The sequence below is a fragment of the Psychrobacillus sp. NPDC058041 genome (genome assembly GCF_042885655.1).
Taxonomy (GTDB): Bacteria; Bacillota; Bacilli; order Bacillales_A; family Planococcaceae; genus Psychrobacillus.
Window position 1 is genome coordinate 220,314 of the sequence record NZ_JBHVRO010000004.1, and the last position, 18,786, is coordinate 239,099.

Annotated in this window: 19 protein-coding genes and 1 other annotated feature; of the genes, 13 read left to right on the forward strand and 6 right to left on the reverse strand. The window is 36.1% G+C overall.

Annotation, left to right across the window (positions count from 1 at the left end; all coding sequences use genetic code 11):
* Positions 1 to 103: 103 nt before the first annotated feature.
* Entirely contained in the window at positions 104 to 1,783 is a 1,680-nt protein-coding gene (locus ACFVR1_RS08580) for a MutS-related protein (protein WP_387582984.1), read from the forward strand.
* A gap of 80 nt (positions 1,784 to 1,863) precedes the next feature.
* Here ACFVR1_RS08580 and ACFVR1_RS08585 read toward each other — a convergent pair whose 3' ends face one another.
* A complete protein-coding gene (locus ACFVR1_RS08585; protein WP_387582986.1) occupies positions 1,864 to 2,625 on the reverse strand; it encodes a MerR family transcriptional regulator in 762 nt (253 codons plus the stop codon).
* Between the two features lie 123 nt (positions 2,626 to 2,748).
* Between ACFVR1_RS08585 and ACFVR1_RS08590 the strand changes: the two genes are divergently transcribed.
* The 4 genes from ACFVR1_RS08590 to nagZ all read left to right on the forward strand — a co-directional run bounded on the left by ACFVR1_RS08590 (position 2,749) and on the right by nagZ (position 5,797).
* Entirely contained in the window at positions 2,749 to 2,910 is a 162-nt protein-coding gene (locus tag ACFVR1_RS08590) for a hypothetical protein (protein ID WP_387582989.1), read from the forward strand.
* Complete coding sequence (locus ACFVR1_RS08595; protein ID WP_387582991.1) at positions 2,907 to 3,494, forward strand: histidine phosphatase family protein; 588 nt, start codon at positions 2,907 to 2,909, stop codon at positions 3,492 to 3,494. Before ACFVR1_RS08590 ends, ACFVR1_RS08595 begins: the two co-directional genes overlap by 4 nt.
* On the forward strand, positions 3,494 to 3,994 hold the full coding sequence (locus ACFVR1_RS08600; protein WP_387582994.1) for a cupin domain-containing protein: 501 nt from the start codon (positions 3,494 to 3,496) through the stop codon (positions 3,992 to 3,994). The genes ACFVR1_RS08595 and ACFVR1_RS08600 overlap by 1 nt, the downstream gene beginning before the upstream one ends.
* Positions 3,995 to 4,150: 156 nt before the next feature.
* The gene (gene nagZ / locus ACFVR1_RS08605) at positions 4,151 to 5,797 is read left to right on the forward strand and encodes a beta-N-acetylhexosaminidase (protein ID WP_387582997.1); all 1,647 of its coding nucleotides are present in this window, start codon (positions 4,151 to 4,153) and stop codon (positions 5,795 to 5,797) included.
* Positions 5,798 to 5,846: 49 nt separating this feature from the next.
* Here nagZ and ACFVR1_RS08610 read toward each other — a convergent pair whose 3' ends face one another.
* On the reverse strand, positions 5,847 to 6,554 hold the full coding sequence (locus ACFVR1_RS08610) for a DUF421 domain-containing protein (RefSeq protein ID WP_387582999.1): 708 nt from the start codon (positions 6,552 to 6,554) through the stop codon (positions 5,847 to 5,849).
* A gap of 142 nt (positions 6,555 to 6,696) precedes the next feature.
* On the opposite strand from ACFVR1_RS08610, the gene ACFVR1_RS08615 reads away from it, so the two are divergent.
* Entirely contained in the window at positions 6,697 to 7,911 is a 1,215-nt protein-coding gene (locus tag ACFVR1_RS08615; protein ID WP_387583001.1) for an MFS transporter, read from the forward strand.
* Positions 7,912 to 8,750: 839 nt separating this feature from the next.
* Here ACFVR1_RS08615 and ACFVR1_RS08620 read toward each other — a convergent pair.
* Entirely contained in the window at positions 8,751 to 9,983 is a 1,233-nt protein-coding gene (locus ACFVR1_RS08620; protein WP_387583003.1) for an MFS transporter, read from the reverse strand.
* 67 nt (positions 9,984 to 10,050) lie between these two features.
* Positions 10,051 to 10,362, reverse strand: a binding site (T-box leader).
* 245 nt (positions 10,363 to 10,607) lie between these two features.
* Between ACFVR1_RS08620 and brnQ the strand changes: the two genes are divergently transcribed.
* The gene (brnQ, locus tag ACFVR1_RS08625) at positions 10,608 to 11,966 is read left to right on the forward strand and encodes a branched-chain amino acid transport system II carrier protein (RefSeq protein WP_387583005.1); all 1,359 of its coding nucleotides are present in this window, start codon (positions 10,608 to 10,610) and stop codon (positions 11,964 to 11,966) included.
* Positions 11,967 to 12,509: 543 nt separating this feature from the next.
* On the opposite strand, the gene ACFVR1_RS08630 is transcribed toward brnQ, so the two are convergent.
* The gene (locus ACFVR1_RS08630; protein ID WP_387583007.1) at positions 12,510 to 13,154 is read right to left on the reverse strand and encodes a GntR family transcriptional regulator; all 645 of its coding nucleotides are present in this window, start codon (positions 13,152 to 13,154) and stop codon (positions 12,510 to 12,512) included.
* Between the two features lie 79 nt (positions 13,155 to 13,233).
* Positions 13,234 to 13,860, reverse strand: coding sequence for a YfbR-like 5'-deoxynucleotidase (locus ACFVR1_RS08635; protein WP_387583009.1), 627 nt, complete (start codon positions 13,858 to 13,860; stop codon positions 13,234 to 13,236).
* Positions 13,861 to 13,980: 120 nt separating this feature from the next.
* Between ACFVR1_RS08635 and ACFVR1_RS08640 the strand changes: the two genes are divergently transcribed.
* From ACFVR1_RS08640 to ACFVR1_RS08660, 5 genes are all read left to right on the forward strand, one after another.
* The gene (locus ACFVR1_RS08640) at positions 13,981 to 14,439 is read left to right on the forward strand and encodes a DUF3052 domain-containing protein (protein ID WP_387583012.1); all 459 of its coding nucleotides are present in this window, start codon (positions 13,981 to 13,983) and stop codon (positions 14,437 to 14,439) included.
* On the forward strand, positions 14,432 to 14,890 hold the full coding sequence (locus ACFVR1_RS08645) for a DinB family protein (protein ID WP_387583015.1): 459 nt from the start codon (positions 14,432 to 14,434) through the stop codon (positions 14,888 to 14,890). Before ACFVR1_RS08640 ends, ACFVR1_RS08645 begins: the two co-directional genes overlap by 8 nt.
* Positions 14,891 to 14,928: 38 nt before the next feature.
* Positions 14,929 to 15,414, forward strand: a complete 486-nt coding sequence (locus ACFVR1_RS08650; protein ID WP_387583017.1) for a TraR/DksA C4-type zinc finger protein — start codon at positions 14,929 to 14,931, stop codon at positions 15,412 to 15,414.
* An 85-nt stretch (positions 15,415 to 15,499) separates the two neighbouring features.
* Complete coding sequence (locus tag ACFVR1_RS08655) at positions 15,500 to 15,889, forward strand: thiol-disulfide oxidoreductase DCC family protein (RefSeq protein WP_387583020.1); 390 nt, start codon at positions 15,500 to 15,502, stop codon at positions 15,887 to 15,889.
* A 75-nt stretch (positions 15,890 to 15,964) separates the two neighbouring features.
* The gene (locus ACFVR1_RS08660) at positions 15,965 to 16,957 is read left to right on the forward strand and encodes an NAD(P)/FAD-dependent oxidoreductase (protein ID WP_387583022.1); all 993 of its coding nucleotides are present in this window, start codon (positions 15,965 to 15,967) and stop codon (positions 16,955 to 16,957) included.
* A 39-nt stretch (positions 16,958 to 16,996) separates the two neighbouring features.
* Here the strand turns inward: ACFVR1_RS08660 and ACFVR1_RS08665 are convergent, their stop codons facing one another.
* Positions 16,997 to 17,371, reverse strand: coding sequence for a nucleotide excision repair endonuclease (locus ACFVR1_RS08665; RefSeq protein WP_387583024.1), 375 nt, complete (start codon positions 17,369 to 17,371; stop codon positions 16,997 to 16,999).
* Between the two features lie 892 nt (positions 17,372 to 18,263).
* On the opposite strand from ACFVR1_RS08665, the gene ACFVR1_RS08670 reads away from it, so the two are divergent.
* The gene (locus ACFVR1_RS08670; RefSeq protein ID WP_387583026.1) at positions 18,264 to 18,764 is read left to right on the forward strand and encodes a DinB family protein; all 501 of its coding nucleotides are present in this window, start codon (positions 18,264 to 18,266) and stop codon (positions 18,762 to 18,764) included.
* The last annotated feature ends 22 nt before the right edge of the window (positions 18,765 to 18,786 follow it).

Genomic DNA, 18,786 nt, shown 5'->3' on the forward strand with positions numbered 1-18,786 from the left:
TATTAAACATACTTAACTTGATTGGCCCAGTATATATGTTTTAAATTTGAAACCAGCAGGCACTTATTTCCGTATATATTGAATAACCGAATGAGGTGATTAAGTGCCAAATCTATTAAATATTCTTGTAGTTGTAGCATTCATGTTCATAATCAACCATCTCTTAACGCGCAAGAAGAAGAAACTTGAAAAGTTTCGAGAAGAATGGAAAACAGGGAAGTTTATCAGACAAAGGGAAGCTATTGAATCCATCTCATCTTACTGGTCAAATAAGAAAAACAGTAAGTCCTTCTATGATGGGGTAGATCAATTGACTTGGGATGATTTATCCATGAATAAAGTTTTCCAAAAGCTTAATTACACGCAAACTACTGTTGGTTCGGAGTATTTATTTAATCAACTTCGTGAAATCACCCCATCTCTTGAACATAAACAGGAAGATGAGAATCTTTACATGATAGTTGCAAACAATCAGGCATTAAGGGAAAAAATTCTTTTACTTCTTTCAGGGCTTGGAAAAAGGGATTATTCGAATTCCTCTTCGTTTTTTTATGACGGAGGTAGTAAGAAAGTAAAAAATACATCGCTCTTCACCCTACTTGCCTTTTTGCCAATTGTTGCTGTTGTGTTACTATTTTTTAATTTGAAATGGGGACTTTGTTGTTTATTGACCTCATTTTTAATTAATACAATCATTTACTACCGCAATAAGAGCATGTTGGAGTATGATTTATCATCCATCACATATATTGCGTCCATCATTAACACGGGAAAACGTTTTTCTTCTGTTAATCAGTCAGAATTTAATTCGTATGTAAAAAGGTTTAAGGAAAATATGAAACCGTTAAAAAAGATTTTGTTTCTCAGTAATATTTCTTCACTTGGTAACAAAGGTGGAGGAGAATTTGATGTTATTTTCGAGTATATTCGGATTTTATTTTTGCTCGATTTTATTTCATACAACAAAATTGTAAAAACGATTTCACATCACCAAAAGCAATATCGTGAAGTATGGCAACTTATCGGTAAACTCGATGCTGCTATTGCAGTTGCGTTTTATCGTAAATCTATTGATACATACTGCACGCCTAAGTTCGTGGACAATGAAGAACTATTATTCGAGAACATGGCACATCCACTTATCAAGCATCCGGTGACAAACACATCCGCTCTTGGTAAATGTACCCTTGTGACTGGATCGAATGCTTCAGGAAAATCAACTTATATTAAAGCAATCGCGATTAATGCGATTCTAGCACAAACCATTAACACAGTATTAGCAGAGAAGTGGATCATGAAACCAAGTTATGTCGCTACATCAATGGCAATTCAAGACAATGTATTGAATGGTGATAGTTACTTTATTGCAGAAATTAAATCTCTTAAACGCATTGTACAACTAATAGAAGAAGGGAAACCGTGTCTATCATTCGTTGATGAAATACTAAAAGGAACCAATACGGTTGAACGAATTGCAGCATCGGCATCTATGATGGAGTGGCTTGCGTCAAATAAAGGGATGAGTATTATTGCATCGCATGATATAGAGTTAACGGAAATAGCGAGTCATGTATATACGAATTATCATTTCAGAGAATCCATTGAAAACGGCGAGGTCCGGTTTGACTATACCATTCACCCGGGTCCCTCCAATACGAGGAATGCCATCAAACTTCTTGAAGTACTTGCTTATCCGCAAAGCATTACAGAAAAAGCAAATAAATTGGCAAAAGATTTTACAAAAAGTCGTGTTTGGGAAGAAATAAGCAATGAAAGTAAGTGAGCTATAGAAATCAATACAAAGATAAAATCCTTTGGAGCAACTGAATGATTCCAAAGGATTTTATGAATTGCTTAAAGCTTTCATTTATTTTTTGTATATATCAGTACTGCATCTCTTAAAAACTCTGCTGCACCAGGTTGGATTTTGTCATAGTACGCAGTAAAGCGTTCATCATCCACATACATTTGTGCAACTCCTGCATGAGCTTCTTTTGTATACTTCTCCCAATAAAAGCTTAACCATTGTCGGTGCATATCTGCTGTTTTTTGTGCAAGTTCTCCAGCTGGATCACCAGTTACCATTGCGGCTTTCAAATTATCTGCAATTTTTTCTGCTAGATTTGTCACTTCTTCGAATTTTTCTTGTGTCATACCTTTTACTTTTGCATTCGATTTATTTACACTATCCTCACCATACTTTTCTCGAATTTCTTTCCCGTACTTTTTCTCATTGTCATCCACAAGTTTTTGTTTAAAGCCTTCAAATTTCTCTTTATCCGCCATTGTAATCTTCCTTTCTGTTAGTTGAATGGATTTATCGACATTTTCGATCAATAAATCTAATTGTGCTCTCTTTTCAAGCAGTTTTTCTCTATGCTCCTTTAATGCAGTTGCCCCGTCGAACGTCTCAGAAGTTATTATTTCTTTGATGCTATCCAAATTTACCCCGAGTTCACGGTAAAACAGAATTTGCTGCAGTCGATCTACTTCTGCAGAACCATAAATGCGGTAACCAGATGAATTGATGCGTGCTGGTTTAAGTAATCCGATTTCATCATAATACCGAAGCGTCCGCGTACTTATTCCCGCCAATTGACTAAGCTTTTGTATCGTATATTCCAAGCAAACACCCCCTCATAACTACAGTCTAAACCTTTACGTAACGTTAAGGTCAAGTAAGTAATAAGAAATTGTTCAAATTGTTTTGTTTCTTTATAATGAAAGAATAAGAACTGGCTTTTATTCATGAGAGAAAAAGAAATCAAGCAACAGTTAGAGCAATTAAGCAAAGAAAAACGAAAAGGGAAAATGGTCAATAAACCAATTCCAAAAGGGTATACTTCTTCGTTCGTTTCAGTATGGATTGCAGCTGTGTTAAATAAGGACATAAGGGGGAAAATAACATGACAACTATTGGTTTTGTTAGACATGGTGTGACGGCTTGGAATAAAGAGGGGAGAGCGCAAGGGACAACGGATGTACCACTGGATGAGGAAGGTATCGAAATGGCAGAGAGGGTTGCCGGTAGAATCGAACAGGAGAAATGGGATATTATTTATACAAGCCATTTAATTCGTGCAAAGAGAACTGCGGAGATTATTGCTGAAAAAAAGCCTAATATTGATTTTGTAGTAGACAACCGACTTGGTGAAATTGGTGGAGGTATTATTGAAGGTACAACAGAGGCAGAACGAGTTGCAAAATGGGGTTTTGCATGGAGAAAAATGGAGTTGGGGTTTGAGCCGGAAGAGGTTATTATTGCTCGCGGAATGTCTTTCATAGAAGATGTGAAGCAGGCGCATCCCGGTAAACGAGTGCTAGTTGTTAGTCACGGCGGTTTTATTGGACGGATCATTAAAGTCCTTGTACCATATGGTGAGTTCGATTTAGATCTTGGGAATACTTCACTGACAGTGATAGAGTTACAAGACAATAAAAATTTATGCCACTTATTTAACTGTATGAAGCATTTAGAAACGAGGGAAGTATAATGCAGAAGGATGCTAATTATTACATACAACATTTAGGTTTGGAACCTCACCCAGAAGGTGGATATTATAAAGGTACATATAATTCCGAACAATCAATAGAGACATTTGGTACAACTCGAAAGCTATATACGAGTATTTATTTTCTAATAGGAGCAGGGGATATATCGCATTTTCATCGACTAAAGTCAGATGAATTATGGTATTTTCATGGTGGAAGCTCTTTGCTAGTACATGTTATTGATGAAGAAGGAAATTATTTCGAACATAAGCTAGGGTTAGATTTGGAGAACGGAGAAACACCTCAAGTATTGGTACCGAAAAACTCTATTTTTGGTTCCTCTGTTATTGAAGATGGATTATTTTCGCTTGTTGGTTGTATGGTAGCACCAGGTTTTGATTTTGAAGACTTTGAACTGTTTACGCAATGTGAGTTATTGGAAAAGTATCCTCAGCATGAACAAATTATTCGTAAAATGGCGTATGAACTATTGCCAGAATGAAATTAGCGACCTTGGCTAGCTCAAGGTCGCTTTTAATATATAAAATGGCTATTCTAAAGGTAGCCCCATAAAGTGGAGGAAGTTAAATTAAAGGGATAATGGTTACACTAATAGAAATACAAAATAAAGCAACGTCATTTATTTGGAGGTTCTTTTATGATTAAAAAAGTGATTTTATTCCTTTTGTTATTTTTAGCAATCGCAATTGCTATGCTATTTATAGATAATAAAGAAAAGAAAGAAGAAATAAATAAGAGCCTAACTCCGACGCTAAAGGAGCCTTCGGAAGTGGAATCTCTCGTTTCGCTCATTTTCGAGTCTGCGAAAATAGGGCAAGTAATGGATGTTCCATTTATTGTAGGTAAGACGGATGTTCAAGAAGTACATGAACTATGGGGAAGTCCGGAGGAAAAAAGCGAAGTTTCCACAACTATTTATGAAGACTATTTATCCAAAAATGTGACAGTGGGTCATCGTTCCAATACTGTTTTTGATATTCGCTCCTCTGCACCAGCTATCCAGCAAATACATTTAGAGGATATTGAAAGAATAAAGGGGGAAGCAGATGAAATTCGCAGTTATCAAGACGATATGGTAGACCAAACCATTCTGATTTATGAAGTTTCTAACACTTATCAACTGAAATGGATATTACCGAAAGCAACAGAAAGTGAACCGAACCCGGCGGTTGATCATATATCGGTTTTTATGGATATCGAAGAAGAAACTCCGACTATTTCGGACATGAGTTTAGAAGAAAAAATTGGACAAATGATATTTGCAGGAATAGACGGAATAGCTTTAACGAAAGAGTCGAAGGAATTAATTTCAGTAAATAAAGTAGGAGGGCTCATTTTTTATCAAAATAACTTAAAAGATGAAAAACAAACTGTTTCTTTATTAAACGCAATAAAAACCGAAAGTAAAAAGGAAAAACATCCCCTATTTCTAGGGGTTGATCAAGAAGGTGGCAGAATATCAAGGCTACCTGGACTAAATAAGTTACCAACAAACCAAGAGATTGGGAAACGAAATAATCCGTCTCTGTCTTATAGTATAGGTACTCTTTTAGGAAAAGAGATGAATACATTCGGTTTTAATCTCGACTTTGCACCAGTACTTGATGTAAACAGCAATCCAAAAAATCCGGTTATTGGAGACCGTTCTTTTGGTAATAACGCAGAGATCGTAAGTAAGCTTGGCATTCAGACGATGAAAGGTATTCAAAGTCAAAACGTTATCTCCGTTGTCAAGCATTTTCCCGGTCACGGTGATACCGCTGTGGATTCACATTTAGAACTTCCAATTATTCAAAAAAGTATAGAAGACTTAAATGCCCTGGAATTGATTCCATTTAAAAATGCAATTGAGGATGGAGCAGATGTTGTCATGGTTGCTCATATTCTTTTACCGAAGATTGATCCAAAGTTCCCATCTTCTATGTCTCATGCCATTATTACAGGGATATTGAGAGAACAGCTTCAATTCGATGGGGTAGTGATGACAGACGATATGACGATGAACGCTATAGTAGGTCATTATGAAATTGGGCAAGCTGCCGTGGATGCAGTGAAAGCTGGGAACGATATTGTGTTAGTGGCGCATGATTATCAAAAAGTGAAAAGAGCCATTGATGCTATTAAACAAGCAGTTCATAATGGAGAGGTTTCCGAAGAAAGAATAAATACAAGTGTAAGTCGTATTCTATTGTTGAAAGAAAAATATAAGCTAAACAACGAGCGTGTTCAAGAGCTAGACATTAAAGGGTTAAACCACTCGATAGAACAAATTATAGGGAAATAATATAAGGAAAGGACTTCCAATAACAGGAAGTCCTTTTTTGATCCTTTTCTTATATATTATTTTTCCGTAAGCTAACATATAGCGATCCGTTCGTTTGAATTTGAGCGTAATAAACCTCATCCACCGAATCAACGCCTTGTTTCCGAAGTTTTTTCATCAACCACTCTTCAGTCAATTCCAGTTCTTCTAGGTTTTTGTAAACTATTACCCCATCTGAAATGATTTCAGTAGGCATATAGGTTGGAAGTGATACATCTGCTTTTACGTCTAGTTTGGTTGCTTCTTGTTGCGCTACTTTTTTAAAGACACTTAATTTTCCGTTCGTTTCGAGTACTGCATAATGAACGTCCTGAATGGAGAAAATAGATTGTTCCCTAAGCATCATTAATACATCATCCATATGTAAGCGTGCTTTTTTTATGGATTTAATGGAAATTTCTCCATCCTTAATAACAATCGTAGGATTATCGTCGACAAGCGTACGTGCTTTGGTCGATTTCAAAGTAATGTAACTCATAGCTAGGGTAAGGATTGCCCACCAGATTAGTGCAATATAACCGTCAATAAAAGGAGTTTCCTTTTGGGCTGCAATTTCGGAAGCAATTGAACCAATCGTAATACCTGTAATATAGTGGAAAAACGTTAGTTGGCTAAGTTGTTTTTTCCCTAATATCCTAGCAAGTAAAAGTAGGGTTAAGAATGAAACCGTTGTTCGTATGATCATTTCCCAAAAGTGAATATGAAATAAATCTTTCATTTATCTAAACTCCTTTGTATATTAAAGTTCTTCAATATAGTCTTTCCAAAAGAGTTGGAACTATCCTTTCAAGGTTATATTAACTTTTGCGTTATAATAAATCCATTAACAAAATTCAGCAAGTGAAAGAGCGTGAAAAAGTATGTCTACATCGAAAGTTTCTCAGAAAATAGGTAATCCTGTTTACCCAATTATGTTTGCAATTGGCGTCTGCCATTTATTTAATGATTCATTGCAATCGGTGATTCCTGCAATGTTTCCTGTTTTGGAAAAAGAAATTGGATTAACATATACCCAATTAGGATTAATTTCATTTATGTTAAATATTGTTGCTTCTGTTTTACAACCAGTTGTTGGATTTATTAGTGATAAGAAACCGATGCCATATGCACTTCCTCTTGGAATGATCAGTTCTTTTGTCGGAATGGCAGGACTAGCGTTTGCTCCCCAATATTGGATTATACTTGTGTCAGTTATATTCCTAGGATTTGGCTCAGCTATATTTCATCCGGAAGGCTCTCGTGTTTCATATATGGCAGCAGGTTCTAAAAGAGGACTTTCACAATCTATCTACCAGGTAGGTGGGAATTCAGGACAAGCACTAGCTCCTCTGATTAGTGCATTTATTCTAGTTCCATTAGGTCAAAAAGGTGCAGCCCTTTTTTTAATAGTAGCGGCTGCGGCAATATTTATACTATCCAAAATTTCGGTATGGTATAAGAAACAATTGGAAGAAGAGAAGCATACAAAAAGGAAAAAAACACTGCTTTCTTCATTGCCGACTCTTTCCAAAAAGCAGGTAGGAGTTGCCTTAACGCTTCTAATGATTATTATTTTCGCAAGATCCTTCTACGTAACGAATATGACTAACTTTTATATTTTTCACTTGATGGAACACTACAATTTAACAATTAAAGAAGGGCAGTTATTAATCTTTATTTTTCTAGCTTTGGGAGCAGTCGGTACTTTCTTTGGAGGACCAATGGCGGACCGTATAGGTAGAAGAAATGTCATATTACTATCCATGGCGGTACCAATTCCTTTATGTTTAATATTGCCCTATGTTCCAATCTGGGCGGTTGTATTATTACTAGTTATTATCGGTTTCTTCCTCATGCTCAGTTTTTCGGTCACAGTCGTTTACGCTCAAGAGCTTGTACCGAGTAAAATTGGCACGATGGCAGGATTAACTGTAGGACTTGCATTCGGGATGGGAGCGATAGGAGCAGTCGTTATTGGAATTTTAATGGATCATGTGGGAGTTTATACGACGATGATTGTTGTTTCTACGCTGCCACTTATTGGACTAGTAGCAATAGCATTACCTAAGGACCGGAAAATTATTGCTAATAATTAACCACGGGGTGTTTTATTAGTCTCCTCACTTCACTGCTCTTTCTGCGAGGGTCCCGCAGGAGGGTAGTGATGAGGCTATGCCCCCGTAAAGCGTCCGCCTAGCAAAAATCAACGACGTTTCTACGGTTATTCTTCTTGAAAGGACCTGGCGTCTTTTTGCCGGTTTTTCTTAAAAGATAAGAAGTATATGATTATTGTCCTGTAAAACCAGTGTTCATAGTACTTTAAAGAATTAGATAATACCACGGATTTCCGTTTCAGGTGGACGCGTTCCGCGGGGTGAGCGATAAGCTATCACCGCCGCTACGCGTTCGTTGTGATGGCTCATCTGTCTCACTCATCCCGCTGGAGTCGCCACCTTTCACTACAATCCATTAAGTGAGTAGGACCTAACAATAAGATTTTGCCGGCTATCGCTAAGAGGATAGAATTAGTTTAAATAAACGTAGTGATCATGCCATCCTGTAATTGTTGATGAATAAGAGATGCAATTGCTTTTTAAAATTTTGGTGAAATTTTGTGCATCCGGATAAAATGTAGTTCTCTAACTAATGTTCATAGGATCTAAATGTCATCTATCTTACGAAGCAATTATAATCGACCCATACATACTAGTTGATTGGAGCGCAGGCGGCGACTTCTGCGGGAATAGCATGAGCGGAAGGCCCCGCAGGAACGAAGTGACGAGGAGACTGAAGCCATGCCCGCGAAAAGCGTCCACCGTAGCGGAAATCAACGATACTTCTACAGTTACTTTTCTTAAAAGGACTGAGAGTCTTTTGTCTCTTATTTATTGACAAGCGTTTTCATTCACTTTCCAATTTTAGCACTTTGCGAAAATCATTTTAAGCAAATATCATCATAATACTTGCTTTTCGAAGGGAATACGCAAAATATGAGCAATAGAATGGTAATAACTAACATTAGAAAAGAACCAATTATGACAACTAGTTGAATGGAAATAAGTTGAGAGGTTACCCCAAATAGGATGGTAATACTAATGATTAAAAAAGCTTCGAATAACCCATATATACTTCCGATTCTCCCCATCATCTCAACTGGAAAATTGTTTTGAAAGAACGTATGGAAACCTGTATTTGCAAAAGCAAGAGAAAAGGCAAGGATAAAAAATCCTATTGCTGCTATGGAAAAAGTACTTGAATAGGCATAAATAATATAACCAATTGAAACAAATACTGAGCCAGCCCCAATTAGTAGGGATGTTGTCATTTTGTTTATAATCATTGCATTTACAAGAGCTCCAAAAATAATCCCCGCCCCTGCTATACTTACAAGAAATCCGTACTCGCCGTCCGATAAAAAAAGCACTGCTTTAGCAAATGCAGCTTCTTGAGAATCGATAGCTGTTGCCATTACCATTGAGCAGCTAAAAAGAACATAAATAAACATGATATAAATATGTTGACGACTAAAGTTTAAAACAATATCCCAATCTTTTTTGATTACACTCCAAGATAGATAGTTAACAGATGATTCGAGAATATTCCCCTTTTCAAGATTTGGCATAAACAAAGTTATTATTCCTGATAATAGTAGAGCTATTGCATTAATGTAAATTGCTAAAACTGGTGTTCCAATTATAAATAATACACCTGCTATAGCTGGACCAATTAGGAAAGCTCCAGAGTCTATTAAGCTCCGTAGGGAATTAAAACGTTTTCTTTGTTGAATTGGTATTAACTTTGTTATATAGATCATGGAAGTGGGTTCAAACATAGATCTTGCCATATTTATTATAAAAACGATTGCATATATAATCCAAATCGATGAAACAAATGGTAATATCGCTATAAAAGCTGCCCGAAAAAGGTCAAGACCAACCATAAGGTTACGCTTATTTATGCGATCAATTACGCTGCCGGTCCATGTATTCGTAAATAATGTAGCTAAGGGTTTAACGATATAAAGACCTGCGACTGCAAGTGGAGAATTGGTCATATCTAATACAATTAAATTGAGTGCTATTAAATATACCCATGCGCCAAAGTTGGAAAAACCAATGCCGAATAATAGAATTGATGGATACTTCCAGGATAATAATAACTTTTTCATTTTCATTTTGTTCTCCTTTCTTTGTAAAAAACTGCAAATAAAAAAATCTCACCCCCAAGACTAATGTCTTGGGGACGAGATTTAGAAAGTCGTCGTGGTACCACCCCAGTTTATTAATATGTCACCATATTAATCTCATTCGGTACAGCATCTTAATTCATCTTCGGCGTAATTGTATGTTTGTACAATTAATTCCGTGTTAAAAGATATGCGAATACCTTAGCTCAATAACGGGAGCTCCCGTTACACTATCCCCAAAATCTAGGTTCCAATGTAATGCTCAGAGGCTTGTTTCAATAAATAATTCATGCCCCTTTTCACCAACTGGAGCTCTCTGCAAAAGAATTTAAGTATCTACTCATCTCTTCATCGCATTTAAATTTTACTAATAGTAGCATGTTTAAGGTAATTATGTAAATAATATATTGCTATCCATACTTTTGTAATTACATCAATTTTCTATAAATTTCGTCTGATATATTGCATTCTGCAGCCATCCATAGTATTATCAGTTCTGATATATTGCATGCTGAGTAAATGACAGAAATCATTTGAAGTGCATTCATCTAAGAGTAAATAAGCAGAAATAAAAATGATTGTTTATCATTACAGGAGGCAAAATAAATGAATTCAAAATTGTCATTCTCCAGTTACCTCGTTATTGGAGTAATGTTATTTGCATTGTTTTTTGGAGCAGGGAATCTAATTTTTCCAGCAAGCTTAGGGCAAAACGCAGGGACAAATGTATGGCCAGCAGTTATTGGGTTTTTAGCAACTGGGATAGGATTACCTTTCTTAGGTACACTAGCAATGGGCTTTTCAGGAAGTAAAAATTTACAAGAGTTATCTAGTAGAGTACATCCAGTATTTGCAGTAATTTTTACTACTATATTGTACTTAACGATTGGACCGTTTTTTGCATTACCACGAACAGGTGCAGTTTCTTTTGAAGTTGGTATCCTGCCATTTATGAGTGCCGATCATGCGAAGATTGGTTTACTTATTTTTACGATCATATTCTTTGGAGTTACACTTTTATTTTCACTTAATCCGTCAAAAATAGTGGATAATGTTGGAAAATATTTATCACCTGGAATAATTATTGGGTTATTCATTTTATTATTATTTGTTTTCATTAAACCAATGGGTGGGTTTCAAGCGCCTCACGGAAGTTATATAGACAATGCATTTATGACTGGATTTACAGAAGGCTACAATACTATGGATGCTTTAGCCTCTTTAGTATTCGGAATAATCGTTATCACTGCGGTTCGTTCAATGGGAATCACCTCGACTAAAGGAATTATTGCTGCAACTGCGAAGTCTGGTGGGATTGCCATCTTTTTTTTAGGTGTTATTTATGCAGGTATTGCTTATTTAGGCGCAACAAGTACAGAACTTTTTGGAATATTTGCTAATGGAGGACCTGTTCTAAGTAGTGCTTCTGAGCATTATTTTGGATCTTTCGGAGCCATACTTTTGTCAATTATTATCTTCTTAGCTTGTTTAACTACTAGTATTGGTTTGACGACGGCGTGTGGAGAGTATTTTCATACGTTAATGCCAAAAGTTAGTTATAAAGCTTTCGTCATTTTCTTTAGCGTCTTTACTTGTATTATAGCTAACTTCGGTTTATCGAATATTATTAAGTATTCTATACCAATGTTAATGCTGCTTTATCCATTATCGATTGTGTTAATCTTGCTAACATTTCTTTCACCACTATTTAACCATGCTAGGATTGTATATGTCAGTGTTATGTTTGTAACATTTTTAATCAGTTTGATTGATGGTTTGAAAGCTTTATGTGGTTCTCTCGAAATCGACTATTTTGGATGGATGAATCCAGTTGTGTCCCTTTATGAAAACTATTTACCGTTTTATGGTGTTGGACTAGGGTGGCTAATCCCATTCTTATTTGTAACCCTAATTACTGGAGTTATTGGAAGAAGTCAAAAAGATAAGTCGTTTAAACAGATATAATGCTAAAAAATAAGCTCTTGATTTAATCGTCTAGGGGTTTCAGGAATGTTAAAATTCTCGAAACCTCTTTTCTTTTTATCCTTTTTTTCCAGCTCATTCTGAAAATTTTTTGACAATAACGTAGGAACTCCACTGCACTAAATCCATGAGTAATGCGTGTAATGATTCAAACATGTACTAAATGTTAATTTAGAGTTTCTCATTAAATTTCTAGAAAAATGTTGAAAAAAGGTGACACTCCTGTGGGATTAGAGTTAGCTGAAGGCCCCGCAGTGCAGCGAGGAGACTGAGGCAACGCGCCCTTAAAGGGAGCCGTTTAACGATTTTCTAACTTATTGAACAGCCCCGTCTCACAAAGTCAAAGTTATGGACTTTTTCTACGCAACAAGCGAATGTTGAGAGACTCGATTGCTCGCTCGTCCGCGGAAAGCGATTGTCTTTTTACGTACTCAATTTTCTTATTCATTTTTAGAAGAAAAAAGACTATAAGTAACCTCGATTTTCATCGGGGTTCTTATAGTCTGAAGCCTTGAATTTATACAATTAAAACTCTTCAATTGTATAAATCCAATTTGCTCGCATTGTTTCTGCTACTTTCTGAGAATCTTTTTCTCTTAATAGATGAATAATTTCTGCATGTTGCTTGATGGAGTATTCTCTTAAAACAATCTTTTCATAATAGAATAATCTTCGCACATGTGCTTGAAGCATCTCTACCATAGAAAGTATGTATGGATTATTGGCTCTGTCTACAATGATTTGATGGAATTCTTCATCCACCTTTAATGCAGTAGTAAATTCCTTCGCATATAGTGCATCTGCAAATTCTTTGTTTTTTTCTTCCAATAACTCGAGTGTGGAATCATCCATATTTTGAATAGAGAGCTCTGCTGCAAGCGCTTGCAATACTGCTAACGGTGGTAGAAGATTATTAATATCTTGCGTTTCTACAGCTGTTACCTGTGTAGCTCTCCCAGGCTGCATTGTTACAAAACCCTGAGATTCTAAAAGTTGCAATGACTCACGAATTGGTGTTCTACTCACACCTAAAGCCTGTGCAAGCTCTATATCATTTAGTTTTTCTTCAGGTTGAAGAGTACCGTCGATTATCCACTGTTGTAACTGATTGAAAGCATGCAGTTTTGCGGTAGTTCGAACAGGTTTTGTATGATTCACTGGTATAGGCATTTGAATACCCTCCCTCAATTATCTTTATAGTATTATACACTATATTATACAATATATTGTATTTTTAGTTAATATTTTTTTAATTTTCAAGAATTTTTAACGTAATTGACTTTATATCTATTACAGATTCTTCTGCTATTATATCTTGAAGCATGACCTCTTTGAAATAAGAAACGCTTTTTTCGAGTGGAATATGAAGAATTTTCTTAAGTGCATTTTCATACATTTTTAAAAATTCAACATCCGTGTTGCCTCGTTGAAGTTCGGCAAAGGCCTCATATACTTGATCTAGCTTGTCAGCAAGTTCTAACAATCTACCTTCAATAGTTTCGTCTTTTCCTTCTTTCATACGATCAAAAAAGATTGGTTGGAACTCTGTAGGAATTTCATCTAAGATGAACTTTTCCATCATTTTTTCTTCTACATGAGAAAGCATTAGTTTCAGTTCAGGGGAAGCGTGCTTTACTGGTGTTTTAATATCACCGATGAATATCTCCGCAAAGTCATGGTTGATCGTTTTTTCGTAAAGTGACTTCCAGTTAACAGTTGCACCATCACTCTCTTCGATTGTAGCAAAAAACATGGCATATTGCGAAACCTTCCAAGAATGAGCAGCTACATTATGCTCTTCAAATTTAAAGCGTCCTGGACATCGTATAATTCTTTCTAAATCGTTCATGCTCATAAAAAACTTATGAATTCCCATTAACAAACACTCCTTTATATTTATAATACTTTAATTAGTGAAAATAATGTAATGTAAGCATTATTGTATGTTGGCAAAAAAATAAGGTAATATGAATTAAAAATGAAGGTGGAAATAATAGTGACTGAAATTCATCCAGTATTAAAGAAATTACAGTGGAAACAAACAGGAAAACCTGTACTAATTTTGAATGCTCCAAAGTCATATGAAGAAATTACTGTTGCTTTCGAAGGAAGAGTTGATAAAGAAAGTGTAGAGGAAAAATATAAATTTATTCAAGTATTTGGGACTTCGATTGATGAAGTTTCATCGCTTTCTAAATTAGTAGTAAATAATTTAGAAGGCGATGGACTTTTGTGGCTATGCTATCCAAAAAAATCCTCAAAAGTATACAACGGGTCCGATTGTAGCAGAGACGAGGTTGCTAAAATACTTGCAAATGAAGGATTTGAACCTGTCCGAAATATCGCAATTGATGATGACTGGTCGGCACTGCGCTTTCGTAGAGTAGAAAATATTAAAAAGATGGTAAGAAAATTTGCGCATACAGAAGTAGGAAAAGAGCGAACAAATGATTAATGATGCATTAAAGCAATTACAATTCGTTTCAGATACAATTATAGAATTGTTTCAACAAGTAGATGAAGAACTTTTACATAAACGTCCGATTGCGAACAAAATGAGTGTATGGGAAGTTTGTGTGCATCTCTCCCAAATACCAGGAGCAGATTTGCATATTCAAGAAGAAAATTCAAAACAGCAAATGACCGAGTACTATCAAGCACATATGCCTAATTCGATGGAGACTGTAATCTCACACTTTAAAGATGGAATAGAGAAGCTTATTTTATACTATAATGATCTTTCTAAAGAAGAATTAGAACGTCAATTTAAGACTTATTGGGGTAGTGAATATAGTGAGGCAGAATGGTTTGTTCAAATTGTCAATCACTTAGTACACCACCGTTCACAGCTTTACCAATATTTGCATTTACTAAATCGAGATGTACAAATTGTTTTATTTCGTTGAATTCTGGGAATCCTTAAAATAACAAGGAGGGAATTCAAATGGCGAAATATGATAAATTAAAAGATACGTTACTAAAGCGTTTAGATGAACTAGAAATTAGTATGGAGAATGATGAGGAATTTGAAACGACAGAGTTATCCAATTACGATAATCATCCTGCAGATAACGCGACCGACTTAACGGATAAACATACACGATTAGCATTACGAAAACACTCAGAAGATGAGATACAAGATATACAGGAAGCACTGTCAGCAATGGAGGAAGGTACATATGGTATATGTACCGAATGCTCAAAAGAAATTCCTATGGAAAGATTAGAAGCTATTCCTTCTACAACTACTTGTGTTGAACATGCCCAACAAGAGGTCAATGAGGAGATTCGACCGGTTGAAGAATCTATCTTAAATTCTACGACTGAACAACCAGTGGAGAATGAAGACCCAAGAATTCGGGATTATGAAAACAGTTTTGAAATTTTAGAAGAAGTCGGTTCTTCCGATACACCTTCCGATAAGCAGTAACTTGCATGCCCCATTACAAGAGTTTGTATTGGGGCGTATTCTTTTTCAGCGGCAACTGATACACTGTTGAAAAGGGGGACTTCATATGACTGCTATTGTTTTGTTTGACGGGGAATGTAACTTTTGCGATGCAAGTGTTCAATTTATTATTGCGAGAGATCCAGCTGGGTACTTTCAATTTGCTGCGTTGCAAAGTGACGTTGGGAAAGAACTCAAATTGAAACATCGAATAAGTGAAAAAATAGATGGCGTTATAGTAATTGAAAATGATAAAGTGTATGATTCCTCCGATGCTGCACTTTTTATTTGCAAGCACTTAAAAGGAATGTGGAAGGTCTTTTACATGTTTAAGGTTATCCCTAAGTCATTACGAGAAGTTCTATATAAAATCTTCGCTAAAAATCGTTATAGATGGTTTGGAAAAAAAGATAGTTGTATGATTCCATCGCCAGAAATTCGAAACCGATTTCTGTGAGATCGAAGCAATTTTTGATACGCTAATGAATGAGAATCATTTTCATTCTAAGGAAAGCAATGAGGTGAATGGTGTATGGATAAGGAATTATACGATGTAATAATAATAGGCGGTGGTCCTACAGGATTATTTGCCTCTTTTTATGCGGGTTTACGCGACTTAAAAGTGAAAATAATAGATAGTCTACCACAGCTTGGTGGTCAGTTGATGGAGCTTTATCCAGATAAATATATATATGATATTGGAGGCATTCCAAAGATTTTAGCTCGAGATTTAGTAGCAAATTTGGAAGAGCAGGCTGCATATAGTAATCCGACAATTTGTTTAGAAGAGACAGCAAGTACACTTGAAAAATCACCAGAGTATTTTACATTAACAACTGATAAAGGTGTTCATTATTCCAAAACAATTTTACTTACTTCAGGAATTGGTTCGTTCCAACCTCGCAAACTAAATGTTCCAGGATCAGCGGACTATGAAGGGAAAAATTTGCATTACAAAGTAAAGGATATTAATCATTTTAAAGATACGAATGTTCTCGTATTGGGCGGAGGAGACTCTGCACTGGATTGGTCCTTAATGTTAGAAGCTGTTGCGGAAAGCGTTACTATTTGTCACCGAAAAGAACAGTTTACCGCACATGAGATGACCGTCCAGCAACTTCATAATTCGAAAGTTCAAGTGAAAACTCCTTTCGGTATAAAGGAATTAGTTGGAAACGGAGAAAATGTTCATGAAGTAGTAATCGTAGGGAAAGATAAATCGGAGGAAAGAATTCCGGTAGATCATGTCATCGTCAATTATGGAAATGTTGCGTCGCTCGGGCCTTTAAAAGATTGGGGGCTAGAAATGCAAAAAAATTCTGTTGTTGTCAATGAAAAAATGGAAACGAATATAGAAGGTATATATGCTGCAGGAGATGTATGTACACATGATGGGAAAGTTAAGTTGATTGCGGTTGGATTTGGTGAAGTACCAATTGCGATTAGTCATATTAAGACATTCATTGATCCGAAATCACGGGTGCAACCACTCCATAGTACGAGTATTTTTGAATCAGAAAACTAAAAAATCCCATGTCACAATGAAGTGACATGGGATTTAGTCTTATTTAAAAAACGCTTTATCTATATTATATTTTGCTTTAAGAGTGTTGATTGCATAAGTTTCATAAATTTCACGATCCATTGCTTCTTCTACGATACAAACGCTAATTTTGTATACTTCTTCACGATGCTTAATCATTGGAGAAACATTGTCTTCAAAGTGCTTTTTAATACGTTGTCTAATTTTACGTGCTTTCCCTACGAATAATAGCTCACCATTTTTATTATAAAACATAAAGATGCCGCCTTTATCACGAGGGATTTGATGGAAATCGATAAATCCATAAATAGATGGAATTTCAATTTCTCCTTCTTTTAGTACTTGTTCGCGTTGGGTAATTGTTACGTTTGGTTTTGGTAATTCGATTTTAATCAATTCGCTCACGTCCTCTTATTGTCTATCCTTTAGTCTACCATAATCGGATAGTAATATCTATTCGCAAAGTAATTCATTGTAAGCAGGATTCCAATACCGATGTATCGAAATAAAATATCAAGTCTGTTGATTATCCATCTACATCTAATTAATGAAATAAGGCGTGGGCTTACAGTTTTATATTTCAGTTCGCTTTTAGAAATGGTGTGCAACTTGTAATCTAAATCGTGACCGCTGGGATTTCGCGCTACGGTATTCGCTTTCCGCGGGCGTTGCCTCAGCCTCCTCGCTTCACTGCGGGGTCTTCGACTAACGCTATTCCCGCAGGAGTCTCATACCTTCACGGGAAATCCAACTTTATGAGGTATTTTCTAAAATAAAATCTAATAAATGGCTGAACGAGACCAACGTCTCAATATAAAAGGGTTTACTTGACATGAGAAGACACTTATTAATTGGACACTCTACCAATATTGTGGGTAATGGGTCCTATATTAAGCATACACCTTAAAATGCTGCGTAAAATGGAGGCTAAGTTGCGAGTATTGATTGAAATGTTGCACATTATTTATTGGACAATTGTATCCAAATAAATGACGGTATACTTTATTGTAGTGTTATGGCACTAGCTAGTGAGCCACATTGATTGGAGCGCAAGGCGGCGACTCCTGCGGGATTAAGCGGGACAGGTGAGACCCCGCAGTGGAGCGATTAGGCCCACCGCCCGCCCCGCGGAAAGCGCCGACTGGAGGGAAATCCTTGCCGTAACTAAGACGCACTATTTCTACAGTATGACGGAAACTAATCGTACATTAACCTAAATCTATTGGTTGGAAAAAATATGATAATCAACAGTCATGGAATAACATATAAATTAACTGGAGGGATTTACTTGATTAGAAAACTGGAAGATTTTTTATCGAACTGGAAACATGAAAGTGATTCTACACTAAAGATCTTAAATACATTAACAGACGAATCTTTACATCAAAAAGTATATGAAGAAGGCAGAACGCTAGGACAAATAGCGTGGCATATTGTGGTTACCATCGATGAAATGATTGGGAAGACGGGGTTACAATTCACAGCAACTCCACATGATGCAGCCCGACCTGAAACCGCAAAAGAAATAGCGGAAGCATATTTAAGATCTAGTGATAGCATGGTCCAAGCGATAAAAGAACAGTGGACAGATGAGACGCTATTAGAAGAAAAAGATATGTATGGGCAAGTGTGGCCAATTGCTTTAGTACTGCAAGTATTAACATTTCATCAAACACATCATAGAGGACAGCTTACAATACTAATGCGCCAAGCGGGTCTAGAAGTTCCAGGTATGTATGGTCCATCAAAAGAAGAATGGTTAGCTTTTTCTGGGGAAGCCCCTGAATAATTATCCATTGACTATTTAGAAT